The organism is Sporomusa termitida, assembly GCF_007641255.1.
In the GTDB taxonomy this organism is placed as follows: domain Bacteria; phylum Bacillota; class Negativicutes; order Sporomusales; family Sporomusaceae; genus Sporomusa; species Sporomusa termitida.
Map to the genome: position 1 here is coordinate 4761969 of NZ_CP036259.1, position 20920 is coordinate 4782888.

Below are 20920 nucleotides of genomic sequence, written 5' to 3' on the forward strand. Positions count from 1 at the left end.
CCCCGCCTGATGCTAACTTGATGATTAAGTACGGTAGGTGTTGAGATCTTCACTGAAGTGCTGAATAACAGTCTTAAACTCGGTAATTTTCCCCATCATAGCCTGTAGCTTTTCGTTATACACATGCACTGAGGCACTAACCTCCTCACTGGCAGCTGAGTTTTCTTCAGAAATAGCAGCCAACGACTCAATTTTACCATATACCTGATTAAGGCCTGTCATCTCCTGTTCAAGTTTTGTAATCATATCAACGATGTTAACCGCTACAATATCAATGTAGCCGACGTTCTCGGCACTGCCTGTTACAACAGCATTCAATTGCCTGCTTTCAGAAGCAAGGATATCGAATTCAGCCTCAATCATTTGGACAACCTGATCAATAATATTCATTAAGACTTTTAAATCGCTGGAGATACTTTCAGAGTGATGATGCGACTGTTCAGCCAACTTCCGGACTTCTTCAGCCACAACCGCAAAACCACGCCCTTGCTCGCCAGCCCGGGCCGCTTCAATGGCGGCGTTAAGTGCCAGCAGGTTTGTTTGTCCGGCAATAGCTGCCACCATGCCGGTAATTTCATTAATTTTCGTAGCTTGCGTCTGCAGGTGCTCGGCCGAACGTTTCACTTCGGCGAACTTATCAAGGCTGTGCTCTAACTTAGCTGTCGAAGCCTGCACTTCTGCAAAGCCTTTATTAATTTCCGCTACTGCTGCCTCCAGCTGCTCTTTATTTCGGCTTTGCTCAGTTACCACCGTGCTCAATGTTTCAAGATTCCCATTTAAAATACCTACAGCACTCGCTGTTTCCATGGCTTGATTAGTAGCAGCAGTAGCAACATCATGTACCACCCCTGATATTTCATCTGAGGTAGCTTTCATCCGGCCGGCCAAAGAGTTAAAGTCATCGCCATATTTATTCATCTCATCGGTAATTCCTTTAAAACCAATGAACTCACTCTTAACACGTTGCTTATAGCGGGCCAGCATTTGCATGATTTCTTCAAACTCATCACTTGATTCCAGTTTAATCTCAGTAAAGTACTTTCGATCGTGAATGTCGGCGATCTCCTCCCGGATTGTCGCCAATGGTCTGAGAAGAAGCGCGGCAGCAACAGCAGCCACTGCCCCCTGTAAGAAGGCTGTCCATAATGACACAGGTACATTCACTGCCGCCAGCAATCCGTCTGCCAGTAGTGAAAACGCAGTAACAACTATGCCAATTTTAGCGGGAATACTCTTACACATGCCAAAAGACAGCATTTTATTAAGCCGGTAAACAACAGTATGGGTGATCGGTTGCGGGAATGTAATAACCATCTTAAGATGCTCTGATGAAGACTCAAGGATCTCAGTTTTAATGTCTTCTTTAAAATAATCGGCAGTTCCAGCCAAAAGACCTTTCATATAACCAAACATACCACGGTGGGAACGATAACTCAAAACCGCCTCATATTCTGACACCGGACTAATCAAAAGCTCCGGCGGCTTGGCACCTGGTATCCGCTTTACCATAACTACATGAACATCGTACATCGACCGCAAGAAAGAATACAGACTCTCTTGACGGAAGAAAGCCGGGTAAGACTGGGCAAATGTCCGGACATTATCCTTGCCGATAGCAAGCCAGATTTCTTCCTGGCTTTTACCTGTCCGCTCAGCTAAATAAGCAACAAAAGACTTAGGTTTAGCATCTTCAATCTCTTCGGTCGGCATAAACATTGTATCAGGCTGCCAGCCAACATGCCCCATTGCGTCAGTGGTTAAGGCGTCACCCCAGATCTTGCGGGCTGTATTGACCCATGTGCCAACTACCGTTCCCTTCATAAATCACCACTCCGTATTATAAAAATCGCTTTTTTGCTGAGGAAAAACATTCCACAATATTACTACTTTGTATTCTCGACTCAATCAAAAATCCCTCTATATATTTATAGGCTTTGCCCTTTTTCCCCCTAGAATCTTAAGCAAGTCACCTGAAGCTAAAGCACATCAGGGCATGAATGAACCAGCCACAGCCCACCAATAGTAAATCTTTGAGACCTTTTATCATTTTGCCGCCTGCTTCGGGTTAAACTAACACCATAACATGAGCAGGAGGTGATAGTTTGTCCAATAATGAAAACAACAGTATTTACAGCTTTTGGAACGGCAAAAATTTAAAAGGGACCAATGAATACTTTGACCACATCGGTAGCGGTGAAAATTGTACCGAATTCAAATGCGTAGAGGGTACCGAAACAGTCTGCGCCGATGAGCTTTAACAACAACAAAAAATCCACGCCAATACTGGGTGGATTTTTTGTTATTTTACTGGGTTTTATCTATTTTTACAATTAAAGGCACTCAAGCCTAAAGCGTCGTCGCCTTACACTGAACAGCTGCAACTTTGGCACCATTCTAACCGCTCCCTGCTCTAAAATAAATCCTCTCGCAATTATTATCTTACTGTTATATTCTTAAATCCCGACTTTTTTAATGGTTTTTTATCCAATTCTTACTGTGAGTTGCTCGTTAATTCCTTGGTTAAACTATCGAATGAGGAGGTGGTATATATGTTTCACAAAAAGAAACGCAGGTCAATGCTGGGCATGGATATGGACATGAATATGGATGTAACTTCGGTGCTTAAAGCTGTGGCTGTCGGCGCAGTTATTTACCAGGCTGCCAAATTCATGATTCATGAAATGACGGAAGACTAAAAAACCCCTCCCCTCATTTATCGAAGGAGGAGGTGATATTATGTCTAAAAAACAAGATCTGTGCGATAAAAACTGTCAAAGCAGCAAAGCCAATGTAGAATTTGGCAAAGAAATTTGCCCAAATGCCAAAGAAAACAAAAAACAGGAAAAAAGTTGCAAATAATATAATAGATCAGGGTGGGAACTACTCCACCCTGTTTTATTTTTTAAATAAATTATTTAATGTGGTATATTTATCCAAAATTGGGGAATGCTGATACTGGAGGTGAGTGGAATGGGTTTTAAGGATCTACCAGGCGGCTCTAGTGCCAAGCAGGGCCAATCCGCTGCTGACAAAACCACAGCTCAGCAAGCTCCGGCTGCTAGCGATACCCTTCAAAAACAAGAATCTCTTACCAACACCAAATCTTCCCAATAATCCCCTTTTATAATAATAGAGCGGTTGCAACCGCTCTATTATTATTTTTACAAGTTGCCATTACTCTGCAAATCCTTATATATCCTGCTCAAGTATTTCATCGAAATTGAAACTTTGGAGAAACTATAAGTAACCTTAAAACGCAAGGAGGGATTGGATGAAAAAACTTATTCCGGGGATGTTTTCCAGTGTAACCGATGCCGAATTAATCTTGGCCACCACCGGTTATGTCGATGATGCACCCGAAAACGAAACAGATAAGTTTAGCGACAATGCCGGTGACAATAGCCTGTCCCGCGCCGAAATCAATTCCTCAATTATCTCTGAAGCGACTGCCAATGAAACAGCTTACCGCAAGGCCATGGAAGAAGGATTTGAGGATTCTTTAAAATAATAACAACAAAAAAATCCCTGTAGGCATCAGCCTCACAGGGATTTTTCCAGTAGCAAAGATTTCCGGGAAATAATTTCTTGATAGACACTAATGATCATAGGATTAATTTTTTCTAAATCTGCAGGCGCCAGTTGTGACAGTTTATACCGATCCTCCATCATAGTCAGCAACTGGCTCAGTCGCTGTACATCGTCCTCGGCAATCGCCATCTGTTCCCGGTACCAATTCATTCCACACATATCTTCACCCCCATTTTCCTACTATTCGTGAAAACAAATCCGAACCCTCTAAGCCGGGACCTCGTTTGCTACAGCCTCACTTTTAGCATCGCAACCGTCAAAAATCCGCTCACGGCAACGCGAACAGCACTTGGCATCGGCATGCTGCATCGCATAGGCAATTGCGTGTTCCGTATGCACAAAAAACCGCTCTTTGCCAATCCTTTCTGCAAGGCCAGTCGTGCGCAAAATTTTCTGCGGTTGATCATTCAGACCGGAAATTAAAACCATGATGCCGCGTTTTTGCAAACTCTCCACAATGGTACGCAAATGATCCTCACCTGTCAGATCTATAAACGGCACCTTACTAAGGCGAAGAATAAGAATCCTGGGATTATACTGAATGGTATCCATAATACTCGCGGAGAACATCTGGGCTGCGCCGAAGAAAAGCGGCCCTTCAATACTAAAGATGCTGATCTGAGGGCAATCATGGGTATCCAGCCGCGACTGAGCCGCTACTTTAGATAAGTGGTTTTCCGGATTAGGGAGAACTTTGGTTACAACCAGAATGTCGCTCATGCGTTTGACAAAAATAACCATAGCCAGCAACAGTCCAACCTCGACAGCTACTGTCAAATTCGCCAGTACCGTAAGCAGAAACGTAACAACAAGCACGCTGCTACTATTGGATCTGGTCTTTAAAATAGCAAAAAAAGCCTGATGTTCACTCATATTATAGGCAACCAGCATCAGCACCGGTGCCATACTGGCAAGGGGAATAGCCCCGGCATAAGGGGCTAGGACAATGAGGGTTGCCAATACGAATAAGGCTGATATTACAACCGAATAGCGGGTGACGGCCCCGCTCTTAATATTGGTGGCAGTCCGGGCAATGGCCCCGGTAGCCGGAATACCGCCAAAGAGTGGCGTTACTATATTGGCAATCCCCTGCCCAATTAATTCCCTGTTGCTATTATGACGTGTTCCGGTCATGCCATCGGCCACAACAGCCGAAAGCAATGATTCAATAGCTCCCAGCATTGCGATAGTAAAGGCCGGCCGGATAAGCTGCTCCAGCTTATCAACAGTAATGGCTGGGAGTGCAAAATGCGGCAACCCGCCTGGAATCCCCCCGAAAGCGGTCGCAATAGTAGCTACTTGCCCCGGATACATGAATGCTGCCAGTGCCGTTGAGGCTAATAAGCCAACAAGCGAACCGGGGATTCTGGGCAGGAAACGCGGTGTAAGCAATATAAGCGCCAGGCAGACTATCGCAGTTAAGATACTGTATGGATTAAGTGTATCAAGATGAAGGAGGATCTCCCGGATACTGTCAATAAAGCCTTCATGGCCTTGTATTCCTGTCAAACCAAGGAAATTTGCGATCTGTCCTGTAAAAATATTAATTGCAATCCCGGCAGTAAACCCGACAGTAACCGGCCGGGGGATAAACTTTATGAGCGTACCCATTTTAAGAAGGCCCATAACAATTAAAATTATACCTGCCAGCAGGCCGGCCAGCAACAAATTCTCATACCCATGGACCAGTACAATAGAAAGCAGTATGGGTATAAATGCCCCTGTTGGTCCTGTAACCTGGTAGCGGCTCCCCCCAAACAGGGAAGCCAGTACAGCCGCAATAATTGTCGTGTAGATCCCATATTCGGGCTTTACCCCGGCAGCAATCGCAAAAGCCATTGCCAGCGGCAGCGAAATTACACCGACAGTAAGGCCGGCCATTAAGTCTTTTTGAAAATGCCTGGAACAGTAGCGTTTTAGTGGTACTTTTAGACTGCGTAACATGTAATATTCCCTTCAGAAAAAAGTGTGCAAACTAATTATACCCCCTTGATTACATTATGTAAATTTAACCAATCGTCATATTAGTAGATTGAGCTGGAATTATCCCCGTTTTTCGGTGTTAACTGGCAATAACCAACTCAGGCAAGCAAATAATAGGCAAAGGTTACTTCTGAATTAAACTTTGGCATTACTTTATAGAAATCCCATTGTTATTCCTCAAATTTGCAGGATTCTGACTACTGATAAAGAAAAAGGTTAAGTATCGGTATCGTTTATAAACCGGAAATGAGGAGGGTTTCTAATGTTTTCACTTAATTTTATATCGCCTCATAATGAAAAATTATTAATTGCCCGGCAAAAAAGCGCTACTATCCGTTTAGGGGATATTAGGGATATTTATTCCGAAAACTCTATCGTCTGGATTACATTTGGCAGCAAGTACGGACCCAAAAAGAAATTATATGAAGCAATGATCGACAAGGCCCTTACCAAAAAATTCTGCGATTTAACGACTAAAGAACTGATCCATCAAAACCCTGATATCTCAACCGTTGACGAACTAATTCGCACCTTCGAAGCAATATACGAAAAACAGATCCATGTCGACGATACTGTTACTGTGATTCACTTTACCGAAGTAGTGAGAGAATGAGGGTCGCTATAGATTAAACCAACAGGTGCAGGGAGATACTGTACATACGGAGGTAAAGGCATGGGTAAAATTTCTCCTAAGAGCAGCTATAAGAATAAGAAGACAGCAGTAAAAAGTTCCCAGTTTTTTATTGATAAACAAGCAGTTAAACTTCTAAAAATTAAACAGCAACCAAAGGACACCAGTGATATTTAGCAATATAAGGGCATCCTAAAACCTGTCTGAACGCTCGTTCTAGACAGGTTTTTGCTTTTCTGGGAAGCTGATAATTTTATAGTACGTTCTTATGTACACACATCTTGTGTCTTAATCATAGAATGTATCATAACCCCAAAAATATTTAAGGAGGACTATTATGGATGGATTTGGCTTTACGTCTATAAGCGGCACCCGCAGTATGGTCCATGAATTATGCAATGAAATCGGGCTCAATATGGTTATATTCTTATCTGATGGTACCACTTACTATGGCCTTCTTCAGCGTGTCGAGGATGGACGTTTTGCAAGGTTAGCCCCTGCTGGAGGACAACAGAATGTTGTTGTAATTCCCCCTAATGGTTTAGCCTATTTGGAAGATTTTACCTTGATTGACCTGTGTACTATTGTCGCTAAATCTGTAAATACAAATACATTTCCCTTTAGCGACATCGACATTGCGGGAGGAGGCAAAATAAATGACTGAAGAAGATCGCAGCAAAGGCTCATTCATAAGCCAGTTATGTTTCTACCAGGGGCAGGCCGGGGTAAATATTAGAACATGGGGTGGCTTTCAGTTTACCTGCGGCCGCCTGATGGATATCGACGACTGTTTGGCAACTCTAACAGATGTTGCCGTTGTCCTTCCTGGCTCCGAAGAATGTTTTCAGTTAAACTTTGTTACCGTTAATCTTTCACTACTAACTTCTTTTGGTATTTCCGACCGTGAAAACTGCCCTGATTGCGATTACTGCTAACTGTATTTATCCTGTTCATTAATGCATGCAAAGCATATGCGAACGCAGCAGGGAAATCCCGTTTAAAACAACAGTTTTAGGCGGGATTTCCTGATTGCCGCCCCTGAAGACTGCATCCTCTCATCACTGCTTAAATAAATAGCAAAAGACCGGCCCTTAATAAAAAATTACCCAGAAGCATTCAGCCCTGGGCATCAAAGTGTTTATAATAGGGATATTTTATATAAATAGAAAAGCGGGGCTTTTCTATAATTTTACGCTGTCTATAATGAATTATAATTGCCTATTTTTATAATTTGATTAGAGAATTATGGAAAGATAAAAAACAGCAGCCAAAGCCACCGGCAGGTGATCAAAATAATATGCTCTTTGAATTTGCGTAAACTTTCAAAACGTATTTTACCCGCTCACAGTTTAGGAACAGGCATAAACACCCTTCGCGATTGCCTCGGTCAATTTTTCGTTGGTACTCGGACGTCTGTAATAAGTGGCGTTCTCTATGTTAGTTATATAGCCAAACTTCAATATAAAGCAGCCGGTATTTTATTGCGCCGCAGAACAAAAAAATCGGCCTCTTGGGCTGACCCTCCACTAGTTCTACGCGGGCCATTAAATTACGTTTGTATCGCCCCTAACATTATCACCTTCTGAGCCAAGCTCCATGTCTACTGATTATAGGTAGTTTTTTGTCCTGGCACATTTTGCTTGCTACACACTGAACCACTATTTTTGAATATATATAATATAAATACTAATTTAGAAGTTAATGTGCAAGTAACTTGCCTGAAAGGGGGAATTTGATTATATGGACAATGATGAGGAAAATGCACGTTTGTTTGTACATTCTCTGAAGACACTAATAGGCATATATGATGAGGAAAGCGGTGAATCGGTCCCCATAGAAAAGCTTAAGTCGCTCTTAGATCACTATGGCTTATATAATTGAAAGCCGTTGGCTATTTATATTATTTTAAAAATACCCTTTCCAGCCAACATCAACAGACCCGCATGCCTGCAAGTCCGGTCTCGGCTTGAACCGACTCCGTCAATAGCTGATTTTGTTAATTTGCTGTTGTTAAAGAATTAGCTCCTTTATTCTGGTTAAAACCAAATATCTATTATCTCCTGCCCACTTAAAGCGCCGCCCATCGCTGGACGGCGCTTATTCTTTATGCCAGTATCACGGTTACGACAGAATCGTCTTGGGCGTCGAAAATATCTACAGCCGTATTATTGGCCACAATAGCATACCGGCCTTCAGCAACAGGATTACCGTTAAGCAAAATAACATCCACCGAATCAAAGGACAACCCTTCCGGCAATGCATATACCCCGGATTCGTCAGCACGGATTAATTCAATGATCTTACCCATCTTATACCTCCTCGATATTATGTTACTTTATTATATGCACTTACTATTTTGCTGGTACCATCTGGCTTACCGCCGCCTGTCTGCAGACAGCGATCAGAGTAGAGTCGCCGCATGCCCTTTAGGGTAAAGATTTTTCTTATCTCTTAGATAATAGCAGCGAATTTTTATAAATTCTGATGGGGTTAAAAAAACCGCCAACGCGGCCCTTGGGGATTACCGCCGTTCCCAATACTGCCCCCACTGCCGGCGGCCATGATCTATACGGACTTTCAGCCTCTCAAAACTTATAAGCTTTGATATTATAATAAATAGTATAACAAAAGCCGCCTACCCACTGGGCAGGCAGCTTACTATTTAGAATTCTGATACTTCATAAAGAACCATATGCCAGACCAATAACACTAATCTCCAGGACTATTCGCGGACTTTTTCCCGCGTTCAGAAGTTAATACGACTACGGTTCCTGCTAAAACCAGGCTTCCTGATAAGCCCCAACCTATTAGCCCTTCACAAGCATCACATCCATTTATGGTATTTTGCTAAAGTACTCCCCTCATGGTGATTACTGAACTTGTAAGAATAAACCGCACCTAGCAACCGCCCACGTTGTCTGGCTGCTTCTGGGATTTTCCCTGCGCAAGCAGCATTAGTCTCCAGTGTGTGAACAGAGCGAGGTTTCGCCTTAATAAGAATCATTTTGTTTAGGAATTACAATTGAGTCAGGCATTAACTGACTACCCTCTAAGGGCACGTTCCTAAATATCTCGTCATTGGAATTATCATCTCTGACTCTCTTGGTGCTCAACACCTTGCGATAGTGAATAAAAGAGCCCTTGTTGCCGCATTCCGGGCAATAGGTATTATCGCTTCGGTGGCGGTTGGCTTTCCAAGAGAATAAATTGAAGTGAAGCCCGCAGTTCTGACAAATAAAGCCGTTTACAAATACCCCTTCGCGCTCTTTTTCTTTAACCCCTACGGGTTTGCTTTTTAAGATAAGCACTGGCTGATTTTCTCGATTAAAACGGTTGGACTCATCTTTCATAAGTAGAACCATTCCTTTCGTTTACTCGCGGCATAATCGAAATGAAATCAAATTGAGCCCCGAGAATTTTTTTAAATAAACCTTCGTCATCTATTATGAAAACATTATAAGTGAAAATTCAGCAATTTGCTAGTACTTCATCCTTCTTAAAACCAGGGGAATAGCTTGCGTAGATTTTTTCGCAATGCAAGGCGGAGGACGCTAACTGATTCAGTAAGATCTGCTTTAATAAGGCCGGTAGGTGATATGTCTCTTATTACTTGCGCGGGCCGCGCATATCGGACATATGTAAGGTGACGACAACGAAGGGTGGCGGGAAATAGACCGGCAGTATTTACTGGATTAGGCTGACAAGGTACTAGTGTTTTAAATAATGATAAAACGGCCTCAGGCGACTTCGGCAGGCGGTCCCCTACATTAAACACTCTGCATCCTTATCAAGTAAATAAGTTAAATAATCACGGATAATTGCATTTGCTCTGGACTTATCGTCAACGTTCGCAAAATGAAAGTTTCCGTCAGCAATCCTGAAATCAGTAATCCCGTTTACGACTAACTGTTCTTGTATGCGGGCCGTTAACTTACTTAATAATGACTCTTTCATATCAGTGACCATAATATCACATCCTTTTTTCCATAATTTGGATATTATTATAGCACTATATACAAAAAAAGCCAATAGAAAAAGCGCCCACCCCCAGGCTAAACGATTTACCAAGAAATAATTGTGGTTTCTGATGCTCATGCTTGTATTATTACGTTTATACCTGTTTTTAGGCTTAATACCTTGATTGGGATACAATCCGGCTACGACTTAACATAAAAACAGCCTCCCGAATCCTCGGAAGGCTTGAGTTATTGGAGCCGATAACAGGATTCGAACCTGCGACCTACTCATTACGAATGAGCCGCTCTACCAGCTGAGCTATACCGGCAAATTAACATTATCATTTTAGCTTACTCCTGTAATAATGTCAAGATCGGTCATAAGTAATACATTGCTGTGAACAGTAAATGTTATTCTTTGCAGGTTTGCTCTGGCGACCAGCTCATTTCCCCAATTTGGTTGATCAGACTCCCCAAGCCGCTGCCATCACTAAACAAATCGGCCACAATACCACCATCAATCTTGCGATTATCGACCATACCGCGCATAATCTTTTCAATATCCCGTGCACTAAGCGGGCCACGATAAGGTCGATTCTCACTTAAGGCAACAAAAACATCGGCCACACTGACCATCCTGGCACCTAACCGCAATAAATCGCCCGGCACACGAAAAGGATAACCCGAGCCATCCAAAGTCTCGTGATGGAAAGCAGCCCATTCGGCTACTGTAGAAAACCCGTCAATTTGTTCAAGAATTCGATAGGTATAATAGGGATGCTGCTTAATTATGGAGAACTCCCGTTCCGTAAGCTTCCCGGGTTTTTCCAGATATTCATTGGGGATCGACAATTTACCTAAATCGTGAAACAAACCTGCGATCTTCATCAATTTTACTTCCTCTAAACTATAGCCTTTAGCTTTTGCCAGGAATGCCGATACCAGGGCTACACTCCGGGAATGCATACCTGTAAATCGGCTAGTCCGGTCAATGATAGTTGCAAAAATCTCTCCAATGTTAACAATATCGTCAATATTAAATATCATACGGCCATAGGCATCAATCTGGCGAAAGAAATTCTGATAATAATGTGGGTTAGTTAAATCCAGCCAAAAACTCTCCTGGCGGGCAAATTCGTGCAGTGCCTTCACTAGATTCGGATCAAAATAACTGCCGCTCAACTCTCTAATTGCCGATAAAATATCAGGTCGCTGTTCAAATATGTAAACTTTATCCCGAATCAGTATTTCCAGGCGGTCTGCCAAGTTAATTATCCTGCTGATGATCGGAATATTGTGACCGGCAAGGCCGTACGGACTAGAGCCATCCCACATATCATGATGGTGGCGGATGCCTTCAGCCAGCATACTAAACTGAGGTGACTCCTTGAGCAACTGATACCCGGCCTCAGCATGCTGATAAATATCATCGCCAACTTTAAACATATGCAATTTCTTTTTTTCCGACCAGTTGGAGGCAGCTCCAATATCATGGAGTAACGCGGCATATACCAGTAATTGACGCTGCGAATCATCTAAATTAATCTGTTCGGCAATGCGATTGGCAATAAGTGCCGTCCGCCAATGGTGGCGTGATAAACCATCTGTTGATAATTCTAACGCGATAGATAAGGCACTTACTAAATTACTAGGGTGGATATTAAATAACATACTCTCCGCTCCCTATATGAAACAAACTACCTGCGGAACACCGGCGATCACGCAACCATATTAACAGTTGCGAATTTAAATATGAGCCTGCCGATCAAACAGTTCCGCCTGCTTAGCAGAGTTAAACCGGTCTTCAGTACTAAGGTAACCGGTAATACGGCGTACCCGCTTGATGGGTGAACGCTCAACCGCCTTGACAACGATTTCTTCACCCTCAACCATTAACTGTACCCCTGCAAGCTCTTTGCCTTGCCGATGCCACAGCCGGATTTCTTCCTGAACAATAGACCGGATTTCTGCCTCAGTAATCCCTGCTTCAGTTATAACTTTAATTCCGTCAATAATCATATCCATTCCTCCTAATGTAAGGGTTACCTTTAATAATAAACGCTGCCAATAAATAGTCAATAGAACTTAGGTCCCTTAAATTGCGTCCATTCACCCCGGGGATTAACCCTGCCGAGCTGCGCTAAGATCGGCAAATTGTTCCATAGATACACATAAACACACGCAGACGCCCCCTCAGTCAAACGACCTTGCGGATAACCCGTTCATATAAGTATCTGCGCACCCTGGGCCATGATAGTCTGCAAGCGCATCAAGTATCTGCAAAGCATGTTCTACCTCATTTAATGCAAAAACTTCGTCCATAAATTTTCCCATTACCGTCTATTGCCCCTGGATATCGAATGGCAAGTCATATAAAATGCCTGGCAGCACAGCCTTTTGAATACTATTGTCGCAAGGGTTGTATCTTGGGATGATTACAAAAAGCCTGTTTTAAGGTTCCATAAACAAAATTTTATTTATTGCATCAATAACTCCTGTGTTGAGGCCGAAATAAAAAATCAGATTCCCGGTTGAGAATCAGATTTCCTTTGTTCCACTTCCGTTGTATATTATATCATACTTCTGAATGTCATGTGCGATAAAGTTGGATAATAATGGGCAGAATCGAGATCTATGTACTGCCTGTAGTGCTTGCCTTCACGGTTGCCCGGAGTATGCCCTACAGTCTAGCTAGCTAAAACAGCTATGTAAAATACCGGTGATTTATATAATTGATGGTCATTGGGTTTCGCGTAGGAAATAGGCCTATGCTCTGCAAAAGAAAAAGACTAAATAAATCTAATGATTTACCTAGTCTTAATCCCCTGAATTCCGATTCAAAGGTCCTTTGGAGCGGACGACGAGATTCGAACTCGCGACCCTTAGCTTGGGAAGCTAATGCTCTACCAGCTGAGCTACACCCGCATACTATAAATAACTGTAGTAGATTTAAGAGTCATGCCGAAGATAGTCAGTATCCTAACTTAAATAATTATAGCATAAGAACAAGGACAGAGCAAGAGGTATTAAATGGACCCCGGGCTCTGTAATCCCCGGGGTCCCATGCATATTTACAACCTAACAATACCATTTGGGGCCAAACGATGATATTCTACTGCCTCTTGGTCGGTCATTTCTCTAAAATCTTTGTAGTAGCTGCCAACAGACTTAAATACATCTCTTTCATCCACGCAGATAACAGTGATTTTTTCCTGACGTAATCTATTTGTCACATCATTAGGTGCAACCGGCACCGCAACCGTTATGCTGACAGGATTCCATTTCTGGAGCCATTTAACTGCTGCCTGCATAGTGTAGCCAGTAGCAACTCCATCATCAACAACAATAATATCTTGGCCTTTTATCTCATGGTTTTTAACAATCCTATCCTCATATACCTTGACCCTTTGCTCAAATACTTTGCGCGCCGCAGCTACCAACTGGTCAAAACTGTCCTGCTTTACACCTATTCCGCTAACATATTGATTGTCATGAACAAGACTGCCATCCGGCATTATCGCGCCAATAGCCACTTCAGGATTTAGGGGATGACCTATTTTTTTTGCAATAAGTATTCCCATTTTAGCCTGCAGCTTAGCCGCAATTGGTGATGCCACAGCAATCCCGCCGCGGGGAACTGCCAAAATATATGGTTTTTTTAGATTGTGGCCTGCTAATCTCTCTGCCAAAACTTGGCCGGCATGATTACGATCATCAAACATAGCTTACCCTCCTAAAATTCAGATATATATATATAATTTGTGGCAGCGATAATTTTAATGCAAAAAAAGTACTATGGCTAAAACTAATTTAGCCATAGTACTTATGGTGCCTCAGGGCAGAATCGAACTGCCGACACGAGGATTTTCAGTCCTCTGCTCTACCGACTGAGCTACCGAGGCGTATTAAATTAGCATGAGTGAATATAGGATGTTCTTCGCTACCGCTCAGAACTAAGCGATTCACACCAATCAGCCTTCGCCTCTCGGCTCGCCTTCTTGTGTTCACTGCTTATGGCGACCCTGAACGGATTTGAACCGTCGATCTCCGCCGTGACAGGGCGGCATGTTAGACCGCTACACCACAGGGCCGCTTTTACCAACAGAATTATTATATATTACCCCAGTATATTAGTCAAGCAGCTATACATAAGTAATTGCGAAATAAAATTTTTGATTTGACAAAGCTTCCATCCCGGCATATTCAGTAAATTCGAAAAATATTTCACAGAGTCCGCTATCTGAAAAGGGGGAAGCATTACCTGTGACGAATATTCTTTTGTAGATTATGCAGGAGGAACCTATGACAGTTTTTAGTCTGTTAGAATCAATAAGCGCATTGTCTTTTATTGCAATGACGGCATATCTTACAGGACGCAGCCGCTTCATTATGCGTTGCACCAGGTACCCCTTCCATATGCCGAGTCAGTTGCCGCTTATCATTTTATTCTCCTTCCTGGCGATAACAGGCAGCTACAGCGCCCTTCCCTGGGGTAAGCCACTCATTACTACCCGCTTAATTGCCTTACTGTTATCCGGTATCGCCGGCGGCCCCTTTACAGGCTTTAGTGTTGGGATTATCTGTAGTGTGTATATGCTCCTTACTGAAATGCTGGCAACCTCCTCCGCTGTCTATATTGTTTTAGTTGGAACATTCTCCGGATTTGTGCGGCTCCAATTCGGATTTCATCAATTGACTCCTCTCACAGGTGCAAGTATAGCTCTGGTCGCAGAATTATGCCAACTGACTATATATACACTATTTTTAGCCGAAGAATTACTTGCTGCTTTTATTATGAAATCTGCGATCCCTACAATGATCGTCAGTATTGCCGGTATATGGATTTTTCTGTTTATTGTTAATTGGATCGAAGCTGAACAGGATATTTATGGAGCCAGGGCGGCTCAATTGTCACTAAACATCGCCAGCCGTACCCTTCCTTATCTCCGGCTGGGTTTTAATACCTATTCCGCAACCGTTACTGCCCGGATTATTTATGAGCTCACCGAAGTAGATGCTGTTTCTATTACCGGCAGGTATAAGCGCCTGGCATTTATCGGCCAAGGTGCCGAGCATCATAAACCGGGAGAACCGATTATCTCCGCAGCAGTTAAGGAAGCCATTACCAATAAAGTAATGAAAGTTATTAACGCGCCGCTGGACCGGGGCTGCCCTGTTTTGCACTGCCCTCTGCAGGCCGGGGTTGTAGTACCTTTATTTACAGGCAGCAAGGTCGTTGGCACAATCGAACTTGCCAGGGTTAACAATAAAACTGTCTCCGAGCTGGATATCCGCATTGCTAACGGCATTGCCAATTTACTATCAGTACAAATTCAACTGGCGGAGATTGATGAACAACGAAAAATGCGAGAAAAAGCTGAATTGAAAGTACTTAGAGCTCAGATCAATCCTCATTTTCTTTTTAATACGATTAACATTATTATGTCCTTTTGCCGCACCGATCCCGATAAGGCGCGTAGTTTATTAGGCAGCTTGGCAACTTTAATGCATCGTGCTTATTCTAATCAGGAAGACTTTCTGCCGCTGCAGGATGAACTAACTGCCGTTACTGCTTATCTCGAAATTGCAAGATCACGGTTTGGCGACAGGTTAGATGTTGCTGTTCATGTCGAAGATGCTGCAATTAACGCACTCGTACCAGTGCTTTCCCTCCAGCCCTTAGTGGAGAATGCCTTAAATCATGGTTTGTTTCCTAAGGTAGGCCACTGTTTACTCGCAATTGAGGCTTCCATTGAAGCAAATTTACTAATTATTACTGTCACTGACAACGGTGTGGGGATTCCCCGCGAAATACAGGACCAAATCCAGGCAGGTAATTGTGACGGCATCGGTCTGCTAAATGTTCATAAAAGACTGACAAGCCTCTACGGTCCGGAGAACGGTATTACAATAGCATCCAATCCTCCTTTTGGCACAGAAATCCGGCTACAAATTCCGGTCAAATATCCGGTGATATCTAACCAGAAAGTGAGTGGTGCATCGTGAAAACAAAAGCTGTAATTATCGACGATGAACAGCCTATTTGTGATGAAATTGAGTATTTGCTGAATCAGCGGGGGGATATCGAGGTATGCGCCAAATTTACCAATTGTGTCGATGCACTCATTCACATCCTGGGAAAAAAACCGGACATTGTATTTTTAGATGTTATTATCCCTGGTATGACCGGCCTGGAGATGGCGCAAAAGCTCAACAGTATGAAGGAGGTGCCTTATATTGTTTTTATTACCGCCCATACCGAACACGCTATTGAAGCTTTTTCCACCCCTGCTGTTGGCTATGTGACTAAACCCATTACTGAGGAAAAATTAGGAAATGTTTTGGCAAAGATACGCAATCTCTCTGCCAAAACCGCAAGCGAGCGGGGAACTCAAATTGCAAAGGTCTGCGTATTATCCGGCGGTAAAATTGTTCCCGTAAATAAAAAAGACATCGTTTTCATTTATGTAAAAGACAAGGATGTCTTTGTCCGCACTCGCAGCGTTGAGTTCTCAGCTATGCTGACCTTACAGGAGTTTGATAACCTATTGACTGAACCTAATTTTCTGCGCATACATCGCCAGTATATTATAAATCTGGATGAAGTATTGGAGATTACTCCATGGTTTCACGGTTCCTATCTGCTGCGCATGAATGACCTCAATAAACAAGAAGTTCCCGTTAGCCGCACCCGGGTGAAACAGCTCAAGATTGCGCTTGGCCTCAAGTAAATAAATGCAGGAGGTTTACAGAGTCATTGCGTTTAAAAACAAGGCTTACAGTATTTTTTGTCGGTGTAGCCCTGATCGTTTCCCTTGCGGTAGGTATTGTCATTATCCGCGACATGCAGATTCAAATTGAAGTGGCAATCTCCGAGAAAGCCAGATCAGACCTGGCCACAGCGCTTGAGATTGCGGACTATATGCGTCCGGGTCCATGGCACATAGAACATGGAGAACTTTACAAGGGCCGGTTTCGGATCAATGATGATAATGAATTAGTGGATAAAATTGGCCGGTTAACAGATGACACTGTCACTATCTTTTTAAATAACACCCGTGTTGCCACCAATATTATCAGGGATGGCAACAGGGTTACAGGCACACAGGCTGCTGATTATGTTACCCAAACCGTACTGGCCGGAGGAATCTATACCGGTGAGGCTGAAGTAATCGGAATCAAATACCAAACCTCCTACGCACCTATCAAAAATGATGCCGGGCAGATTATCGGCATGTTTTATATCGGTGTGTCAAAAAACTTTGCCGATCAGCTTAAGCACAGCTTTACTGCCGTCGCTATCTTATCTACCCGCATTGCTTTGTTATTTGCCCTTGCGGCCACCTGTTTTATCTCAGTAGATGCCTGGTCTACCGCATCTGTCAACCGTACCAGCCCTCGCTGGACAACGCCACCGCCGCACAAAAAAGAGACGCCGCCTTAGCCAAGGGGCCGTCTCTTCCTTATGAAACAAGGCGTCAATTTTTACTATAAGGGTTTACCAATCTCAACCTTAGCTTTGGGAGGAGCGGCTAATATCGGTAAGATTATTGCCATAGCCAGGACAAGGGCGGTGATAACAAGCGCCTCACTATAATTGCCTGATGACTGGCGGATCCGTGCAAACAGCATTGGTCCCATTATCCCGGCGGCCCCCCAGGCAGTTAACATCCAGCCATAGATCCGGCCAACATATTTTGTGCCAAAAACATCGGCGGCATAAGCAGGCATGGTGGCAAAACCACCGCCATAACAGGCATAGATATATGAGCAGATAATAATAAACATAGTCATGTCGTTCGTATTGGATAAGAAATAAAAAGCCACCGCTTGCGTACCAAACAGGATAAAAAATACCGTACGACGGCCAATTTTGTCAGAGGTAGAAGCCCAAAACAGCCGGCCTAAGCCATTAACTATTGCAAATATACCGAGAATGGCCCCGGCCTGCATTGCCTTGTCCGCAGCGCTCATGGATCCGGGCATAAGATCCTGCGCCATCGGTGAAGCCTGGGAAATAAGAGCAATACCAGCAGTAATATTGAGGAACAGCATCGCCCACAGAAGATAGAAATACTTGGAACTAACAGCCTCACCTAAAGTCATGCCGGCTGCCGCAGCTTTGCCGCCTGGAGCTATCCAGCCAGCTGGCACATAGCCTGGCGGTGGTTCAACCATAAACTGAGCAGCGGCTGTAACCGCCACCAAAAAAATTGCACCAAAGATATAAAATGTCATCGCTGTACCCATACTGGCAATCATTCCCGGTGAAAGCACGGTAAGCATAAGCGAACCAAGGCCAAAACCCATTACAGCCAAACCGGTAATGAGTCCTCTTTTGTCCGGGAACCACTTAACCAACGTAGCAATCGGGGTAATATAGCCAAAGCCCAGACCTAGTCCGCAGATAAGGCCATAGCCAAGATAAATTACCGTAAGCGAACCAATCTGATCGCCAAAGCCTGTGATAAGAGTACCAAGACCAAAGAGAACACCACCGATAGTAGCAACAATCCGTGCACCTTTTGTATCAAGAATATAACCACCGGCAGCACTGGAAAGAGCCAGGAAACCAATAGCAATGGTGAAGGTTAACGTAACATCAGCGTTACTCCAGTTGTGGGCAGCCATTAAAGGCTTAGTAAATACGCTCCAGCCATATACAGTACCTAAGCAAATCTGCATTACTATTCCCGCTAATGCAATCAGCCAACGGTTAGGGTAGCTTTTTCCCTCCATGCAAGAACACTCCTTCCTATTCATGTCCTGACGTATAATCCATGAAATTAGCTAGGAGATTTAATATTTATTAAATATTCCCACTACTTATCAGGCAGTGTTACCCCGGCGCCAAAGCAACATGCCTGCCCTGCAAATTCATGAACTACACCCCCATTATAGACGGAGGCTTCTGCCGCTTCCACAATGCCTTACTGAGCCGCGAAATATCCTTACTCAAGTGTTCTATATGGAGGCTGAAACGTCTAATTTATTATTTAATATTCTGAACTTTTTAATATAAAAAAGAACCTTTGCAAGGCAAAGGTTCTTTTTTGGTGGGCGATGACAGGATCGAACTGCCGACATCCTGCTTGTAAGGCAGGCGCTCTCCCGGCTGAGCTAATCGCCCGCATTTCGAGGTTCGCTTCGTTCGTCGGTTCGATGATTCGAACTTGCGATCTATCGAACCTCGAATCATCGAAATGGTGACCCGTAAGGGAATCGAACCCTTGATACCGCCGTGAAAGGGCGGTGTCTTAACCGCTTGACCAACGGGCCAAAAATGGTGATCCACCCGCGACTCGAACGCGGGACACCCTGATTAAAAGTCAGGTGCTCTACCAACTGAGCTAGTGGATCATCTTCACAAGACAAAATTATACAAGATATCAACAGGCTTGTCAATCAAAAAAAAATAACCTGAGGCACCGCCAGCAGGTTATTTTTTTATAAAATTAGAACATATTTTCAAGGATTATAGTTTGCTCACGTCCGGGGCCTACAGAAACAATCCCAATCCCGATACCGCTAGTCTCACTTAAGCGCTCAATATAGCGGCGGGCATTCAGGGGCAGGTCTTCATATTTGCGTATATCACTAGTAGGCTCATCCCAACCTGGCAATTCCTCATAGATAGGTTCCACCTGGGCCAGTACTTTAAGGCTGGCAGGAAATTCATTCAGGATTTCACCTTTATATTTATAGCTGGTACAAATCTTAAGGGTTTTTAAGCCGTCAAGAATATCGAGACGGGTAATTGCCATATAATCTATGCCGCTGACATAACCGGCATAGCGAACAACACAAGCGTCCAGCCAGCCGCAACGGCGTGGGCGGCCAGTTGTTGTCCCATATTCATGCCCCCGCTCACGGATGGTTTGGCCAATCTCATCCTGAAGCTCAGTCGGGAATGGCCCCTCCCCAACACGCGTCGTATACGCTTTGACAACGCCAATAACTTTATTAATTTGCGTTGGCCCTACCCCGGCGCCGATGCAAGCCCCGCCCGCGATAGGGTGGGAAGAGGTTACATAAGGATACGTACCATGATCTAAATCAAGCAGTGTTGCCTGCGCACCTTCAAAAAGAACTTTTTCATTATTTTTAATCGCTGCATGCAGCACCGCAGCAGTATCAGTAACATAAGGTTTAAGCTGACGGGCATATTCCAGATATTCTTGCTTTACTTGCTCATAGTCAAAGCCCTCAACGCCGTACACAGCTTTAAGCAAATGATTTTTGGCCTCTAAATTATACTCAAGCTTTTCACAAAATTCTTCTTCATCCATCAGGTCCACCATCCGGATGCCGGCCCGGGAGTTTTTGTCCATATAACAGGGGCCGATGCCCCGTTTCGTAGTACCGATTTTTCGGTCACCGCGGGATTCTTCTTCCACTTCGTCGAGCAACCGGTGGTAAGGCATAATTACATGGGCCCGATTGGAAACTTTAAGCCCGGAAGTATCAATCCCTTTATCTTGCATGCTCTTCAGTTCTTTAAGCATCACGGCCGGATCAATAACTACCCCGTTGCCAACTACACAGGTCTTACGGGAATATAATATTCCTGACGGCAGCAAATGCAGTTTAAACTCCGCACCGTTAACAACCACTGTATGCCCGGCATTATTGCCACCTTGATAACGGACAACAACATTGGCTTGTTCAGCCAGGAAATCAACGATCTTGCCTTTACCTTCGTCACCCCATTGGGTGCCAATAACAACTACAGAAGACATCTAATCAATCCTTTCCTACACAA

Annotated in this window: 23 protein-coding genes and 7 tRNA genes; 12 read left to right on the plus strand and 18 right to left on the minus strand. The window is 43.8% G+C overall.

The features are described 5' to 3' along the window. Nucleotides 1-24 precede the first annotated feature (24 nt). On the minus strand, nucleotides 25-1821 hold the full coding sequence (locus SPTER_RS21995) for a heme NO-binding domain-containing protein (RefSeq protein ID WP_144352345.1): 1797 nt from the start codon (nucleotides 1819-1821) through the stop codon (nucleotides 25-27). Nucleotides 1822-2102: 281 nt separating this feature from the next. Between SPTER_RS21995 and SPTER_RS24925 the strand changes: the two genes are divergently transcribed. The 5 genes from SPTER_RS24925 to SPTER_RS22000 all read left to right on the plus strand — a co-directional run bounded on the left by SPTER_RS24925 (nucleotide 2103) and on the right by SPTER_RS22000 (nucleotide 3508). Beyond that, nucleotides 2103-2258, plus strand: coding sequence for a hypothetical protein (locus SPTER_RS24925; protein WP_170233367.1), 156 nt, complete (start codon nucleotides 2103-2105; stop codon nucleotides 2256-2258). A gap of 291 nt (nucleotides 2259-2549) precedes the next feature. Next, entirely contained in the window at nucleotides 2550-2696 is a 147-nt protein-coding gene (locus tag SPTER_RS24930; RefSeq protein WP_170233368.1) for a hypothetical protein, read from the plus strand. 40 nt (nucleotides 2697-2736) lie between these two features. Further along, the gene (locus SPTER_RS25745; RefSeq protein WP_281289472.1) at nucleotides 2737-2859 is read left to right on the plus strand and encodes a hypothetical protein; all 123 of its coding nucleotides are present in this window, start codon (nucleotides 2737-2739) and stop codon (nucleotides 2857-2859) included. A 111-nt stretch (nucleotides 2860-2970) separates the two neighbouring features. Further along, nucleotides 2971-3114 (plus strand): hypothetical protein, encoded by a 144-nt coding sequence (locus tag SPTER_RS24935; RefSeq protein ID WP_170233369.1) that lies wholly within the window; start codon nucleotides 2971-2973, stop codon nucleotides 3112-3114. Nucleotides 3115-3271: 157 nt separating this feature from the next. Then, nucleotides 3272-3508 carry a hypothetical protein gene (locus SPTER_RS22000; RefSeq protein ID WP_144352346.1) on the plus strand — a complete coding sequence of 79 codons (237 nt, stop codon included), beginning with the start codon at nucleotides 3272-3274 and terminating at the stop codon, nucleotides 3506-3508. A gap of 32 nt (nucleotides 3509-3540) precedes the next feature. On the opposite strand, the gene SPTER_RS22005 is transcribed toward SPTER_RS22000, so the two are convergent. After that, entirely contained in the window at nucleotides 3541-3747 is a 207-nt protein-coding gene (locus SPTER_RS22005; RefSeq protein WP_144352347.1) for a hypothetical protein, read from the minus strand. Nucleotides 3748-3795: 48 nt separating this feature from the next. Further along, nucleotides 3796-5532, minus strand: a complete 1737-nt coding sequence (locus tag SPTER_RS22010; protein WP_144352348.1) for a SulP family inorganic anion transporter — start codon at nucleotides 5530-5532, stop codon at nucleotides 3796-3798. Between the two features lie 301 nt (nucleotides 5533-5833). On the opposite strand from SPTER_RS22010, the gene SPTER_RS22015 reads away from it, so the two are divergent. The 4 genes from SPTER_RS22015 (at nucleotide 5834) to SPTER_RS22025 (ending at nucleotide 7137) form a co-directional block, all read left to right on the plus strand. After that, nucleotides 5834-6184 carry an ASCH domain-containing protein gene (locus SPTER_RS22015; RefSeq protein WP_144352349.1) on the plus strand — a complete coding sequence of 117 codons (351 nt, stop codon included), beginning with the start codon at nucleotides 5834-5836 and terminating at the stop codon, nucleotides 6182-6184. A 60-nt stretch (nucleotides 6185-6244) separates the two neighbouring features. Beyond that, nucleotides 6245-6379: a hypothetical protein gene (locus tag SPTER_RS25750; protein WP_281289474.1), complete on the plus strand. Its 135-nt coding sequence runs from the start codon at nucleotides 6245-6247 to the stop codon at nucleotides 6377-6379. A gap of 160 nt (nucleotides 6380-6539) precedes the next feature. Next, entirely contained in the window at nucleotides 6540-6866 is a 327-nt protein-coding gene (locus SPTER_RS22020; RefSeq protein WP_144352350.1) for a hypothetical protein, read from the plus strand. Continuing rightward, the gene (locus SPTER_RS22025) at nucleotides 6859-7137 is read left to right on the plus strand and encodes a hypothetical protein (RefSeq protein WP_144352351.1); all 279 of its coding nucleotides are present in this window, start codon (nucleotides 6859-6861) and stop codon (nucleotides 7135-7137) included. The genes SPTER_RS22020 and SPTER_RS22025 overlap by 8 nt, the downstream gene beginning before the upstream one ends. A 1169-nt stretch (nucleotides 7138-8306) precedes the next feature. On the opposite strand, the gene SPTER_RS22030 is transcribed toward SPTER_RS22025, so the two are convergent. The 10 genes from SPTER_RS22030 to SPTER_RS22075 all read right to left on the minus strand — a co-directional run bounded on the left by SPTER_RS22030 (nucleotide 8307) and on the right by SPTER_RS22075 (nucleotide 14249). Further along, nucleotides 8307-8510 (minus strand): hypothetical protein, encoded by a 204-nt coding sequence (locus tag SPTER_RS22030; RefSeq protein WP_144352352.1) that lies wholly within the window; start codon nucleotides 8508-8510, stop codon nucleotides 8307-8309. Between the two features lie 682 nt (nucleotides 8511-9192). After that, nucleotides 9193-9552: a hypothetical protein gene (locus SPTER_RS22035; RefSeq protein WP_144352353.1), complete on the minus strand. Its 360-nt coding sequence runs from the start codon at nucleotides 9550-9552 to the stop codon at nucleotides 9193-9195. 412 nt (nucleotides 9553-9964) lie between these two features. Continuing rightward, complete coding sequence (locus SPTER_RS24940; protein WP_170233370.1) at nucleotides 9965-10168, minus strand: hypothetical protein; 204 nt, start codon at nucleotides 10166-10168, stop codon at nucleotides 9965-9967. Nucleotides 10169-10411: 243 nt separating this feature from the next. After that, a tRNA-Thr gene (locus tag SPTER_RS22045) sits at nucleotides 10412-10487 on the minus strand. Between the two features lie 82 nt (nucleotides 10488-10569). Then, the gene (locus SPTER_RS22050) at nucleotides 10570-11829 is read right to left on the minus strand and encodes an HD domain-containing phosphohydrolase (RefSeq protein WP_144352355.1); all 1260 of its coding nucleotides are present in this window, start codon (nucleotides 11827-11829) and stop codon (nucleotides 10570-10572) included. A gap of 75 nt (nucleotides 11830-11904) precedes the next feature. Continuing rightward, a complete protein-coding gene (nrdD, locus tag SPTER_RS22055; protein WP_144352356.1) occupies nucleotides 11905-12177 on the minus strand; it encodes an anaerobic ribonucleoside-triphosphate reductase in 273 nt (90 codons plus the stop codon). Nucleotides 12178-13007: 830 nt separating this feature from the next. Then, a tRNA-Gly gene (locus SPTER_RS22060) sits at nucleotides 13008-13083 on the minus strand. A gap of 146 nt (nucleotides 13084-13229) precedes the next feature. After that, on the minus strand, nucleotides 13230-13880 hold the full coding sequence (locus SPTER_RS22065) for a phosphoribosyltransferase (RefSeq protein WP_144352357.1): 651 nt from the start codon (nucleotides 13878-13880) through the stop codon (nucleotides 13230-13232). Between the two features lie 104 nt (nucleotides 13881-13984). Next, nucleotides 13985-14060: transfer RNA gene (locus SPTER_RS22070), tRNA-Phe, on the minus strand. 112 nt (nucleotides 14061-14172) lie between these two features. Continuing rightward, a tRNA-Asp gene (locus SPTER_RS22075) sits at nucleotides 14173-14249 on the minus strand. Between the two features lie 211 nt (nucleotides 14250-14460). Here SPTER_RS22075 and SPTER_RS22080 point away from each other — a divergent pair. The 3 genes from SPTER_RS22080 to SPTER_RS22090 are packed head-to-tail and all read left to right on the plus strand — an operon-like array spanning nucleotide 14461 to nucleotide 17602. Then, nucleotides 14461-16164, plus strand: a complete 1704-nt coding sequence (locus SPTER_RS22080; RefSeq protein WP_170233371.1) for a histidine kinase — start codon at nucleotides 14461-14463, stop codon at nucleotides 16162-16164. Then, entirely contained in the window at nucleotides 16161-16889 is a 729-nt protein-coding gene (locus tag SPTER_RS22085) for a LytR/AlgR family response regulator transcription factor (protein ID WP_144352359.1), read from the plus strand. Before SPTER_RS22080 ends, SPTER_RS22085 begins: the two co-directional genes overlap by 4 nt. 26 nt (nucleotides 16890-16915) lie before the next feature. Beyond that, nucleotides 16916-17602 (plus strand): cache domain-containing protein, encoded by a 687-nt coding sequence (locus tag SPTER_RS22090; protein WP_144352360.1) that lies wholly within the window; start codon nucleotides 16916-16918, stop codon nucleotides 17600-17602. A gap of 44 nt (nucleotides 17603-17646) precedes the next feature. Here SPTER_RS22090 and SPTER_RS22095 read toward each other — a convergent pair whose 3' ends face one another. The 5 genes from SPTER_RS22095 to SPTER_RS22115 all read right to left on the minus strand — a co-directional run bounded on the left by SPTER_RS22095 (nucleotide 17647) and on the right by SPTER_RS22115 (nucleotide 20897). Next, the gene (locus SPTER_RS22095; RefSeq protein ID WP_211367369.1) at nucleotides 17647-18897 is read right to left on the minus strand and encodes an L-lactate MFS transporter; all 1251 of its coding nucleotides are present in this window, start codon (nucleotides 18895-18897) and stop codon (nucleotides 17647-17649) included. A 315-nt stretch (nucleotides 18898-19212) separates the two neighbouring features. Continuing rightward, nucleotides 19213-19288, minus strand: a tRNA-Val gene (locus SPTER_RS22100). A gap of 74 nt (nucleotides 19289-19362) precedes the next feature. Beyond that, nucleotides 19363-19437 (minus strand) — tRNA-Glu (locus SPTER_RS22105). A 5-nt stretch (nucleotides 19438-19442) separates the two neighbouring features. Then, a tRNA-Lys gene (locus tag SPTER_RS22110) sits at nucleotides 19443-19518 on the minus strand. Between the two features lie 95 nt (nucleotides 19519-19613). Beyond that, nucleotides 19614-20897 (minus strand): adenylosuccinate synthase, encoded by a 1284-nt coding sequence (locus SPTER_RS22115; RefSeq protein ID WP_144352362.1) that lies wholly within the window; start codon nucleotides 20895-20897, stop codon nucleotides 19614-19616. Nucleotides 20898-20920 lie beyond the last annotated feature (23 nt).

Excerpts from the sequence above, each read along its gene's own strand:
- SPTER_RS25745 (WP_281289472.1), top strand. The coding sequence starts at position 2,737 with ATGTCTAAAAAACAAGATCTGTGCGATAAAAACTGTCAAAGCAGCAAA.
- SPTER_RS22050 (WP_144352355.1), bottom strand. The coding sequence starts at position 11,829 with ATGTTATTTAATATCCACCCTAGTAATTTAGTAAGTGCCTTATCTATC.
- SPTER_RS22000 (WP_144352346.1), top strand. The coding sequence starts at position 3,272 with ATGAAAAAACTTATTCCGGGGATGTTTTCCAGTGTAACCGATGCCGAA.
- SPTER_RS22065 (WP_144352357.1), bottom strand. The coding sequence starts at position 13,880 with ATGTTTGATGATCGTAATCATGCCGGCCAAGTTTTGGCAGAGAGATTA.
- SPTER_RS22025 (WP_144352351.1), top strand. The coding sequence starts at position 6,859 with ATGACTGAAGAAGATCGCAGCAAAGGCTCATTCATAAGCCAGTTATGT.
- SPTER_RS24935 (WP_170233369.1), top strand. The coding sequence starts at position 2,971 with ATGGGTTTTAAGGATCTACCAGGCGGCTCTAGTGCCAAGCAGGGCCAA.
- SPTER_RS24930 (WP_170233368.1), top strand. The coding sequence starts at position 2,550 with ATGTTTCACAAAAAGAAACGCAGGTCAATGCTGGGCATGGATATGGAC.
- SPTER_RS25750 (WP_281289474.1), top strand. The coding sequence starts at position 6,245 with ATGGGTAAAATTTCTCCTAAGAGCAGCTATAAGAATAAGAAGACAGCA.
- SPTER_RS22020 (WP_144352350.1), top strand. The coding sequence starts at position 6,540 with ATGGATGGATTTGGCTTTACGTCTATAAGCGGCACCCGCAGTATGGTC.
- nrdD (WP_144352356.1), bottom strand. The coding sequence starts at position 12,177 with ATGATTATTGACGGAATTAAAGTTATAACTGAAGCAGGGATTACTGAG.
- SPTER_RS24940 (WP_170233370.1), bottom strand. The coding sequence starts at position 10,168 with ATGGTCACTGATATGAAAGAGTCATTATTAAGTAAGTTAACGGCCCGC.
- SPTER_RS21995 (WP_144352345.1), bottom strand. The coding sequence starts at position 1,821 with ATGAAGGGAACGGTAGTTGGCACATGGGTCAATACAGCCCGCAAGATC.
- SPTER_RS22080 (WP_170233371.1), top strand. The coding sequence starts at position 14,461 with ATGACAGTTTTTAGTCTGTTAGAATCAATAAGCGCATTGTCTTTTATT.
- SPTER_RS22010 (WP_144352348.1), bottom strand. The coding sequence starts at position 5,532 with ATGTTACGCAGTCTAAAAGTACCACTAAAACGCTACTGTTCCAGGCAT.
- SPTER_RS22015 (WP_144352349.1), top strand. The coding sequence starts at position 5,834 with ATGTTTTCACTTAATTTTATATCGCCTCATAATGAAAAATTATTAATT.
- SPTER_RS22035 (WP_144352353.1), bottom strand. The coding sequence starts at position 9,552 with ATGAAAGATGAGTCCAACCGTTTTAATCGAGAAAATCAGCCAGTGCTT.
- SPTER_RS22115 (WP_144352362.1), bottom strand. The coding sequence starts at position 20,897 with ATGTCTTCTGTAGTTGTTATTGGCACCCAATGGGGTGACGAAGGTAAA.
- SPTER_RS22005 (WP_144352347.1), bottom strand. The coding sequence starts at position 3,747 with ATGTGTGGAATGAATTGGTACCGGGAACAGATGGCGATTGCCGAGGAC.
- SPTER_RS22095 (WP_211367369.1), bottom strand. The coding sequence starts at position 18,897 with ATGGAGGGAAAAAGCTACCCTAACCGTTGGCTGATTGCATTAGCGGGA.
- SPTER_RS22030 (WP_144352352.1), bottom strand. The coding sequence starts at position 8,510 with ATGGGTAAGATCATTGAATTAATCCGTGCTGACGAATCCGGGGTATAT.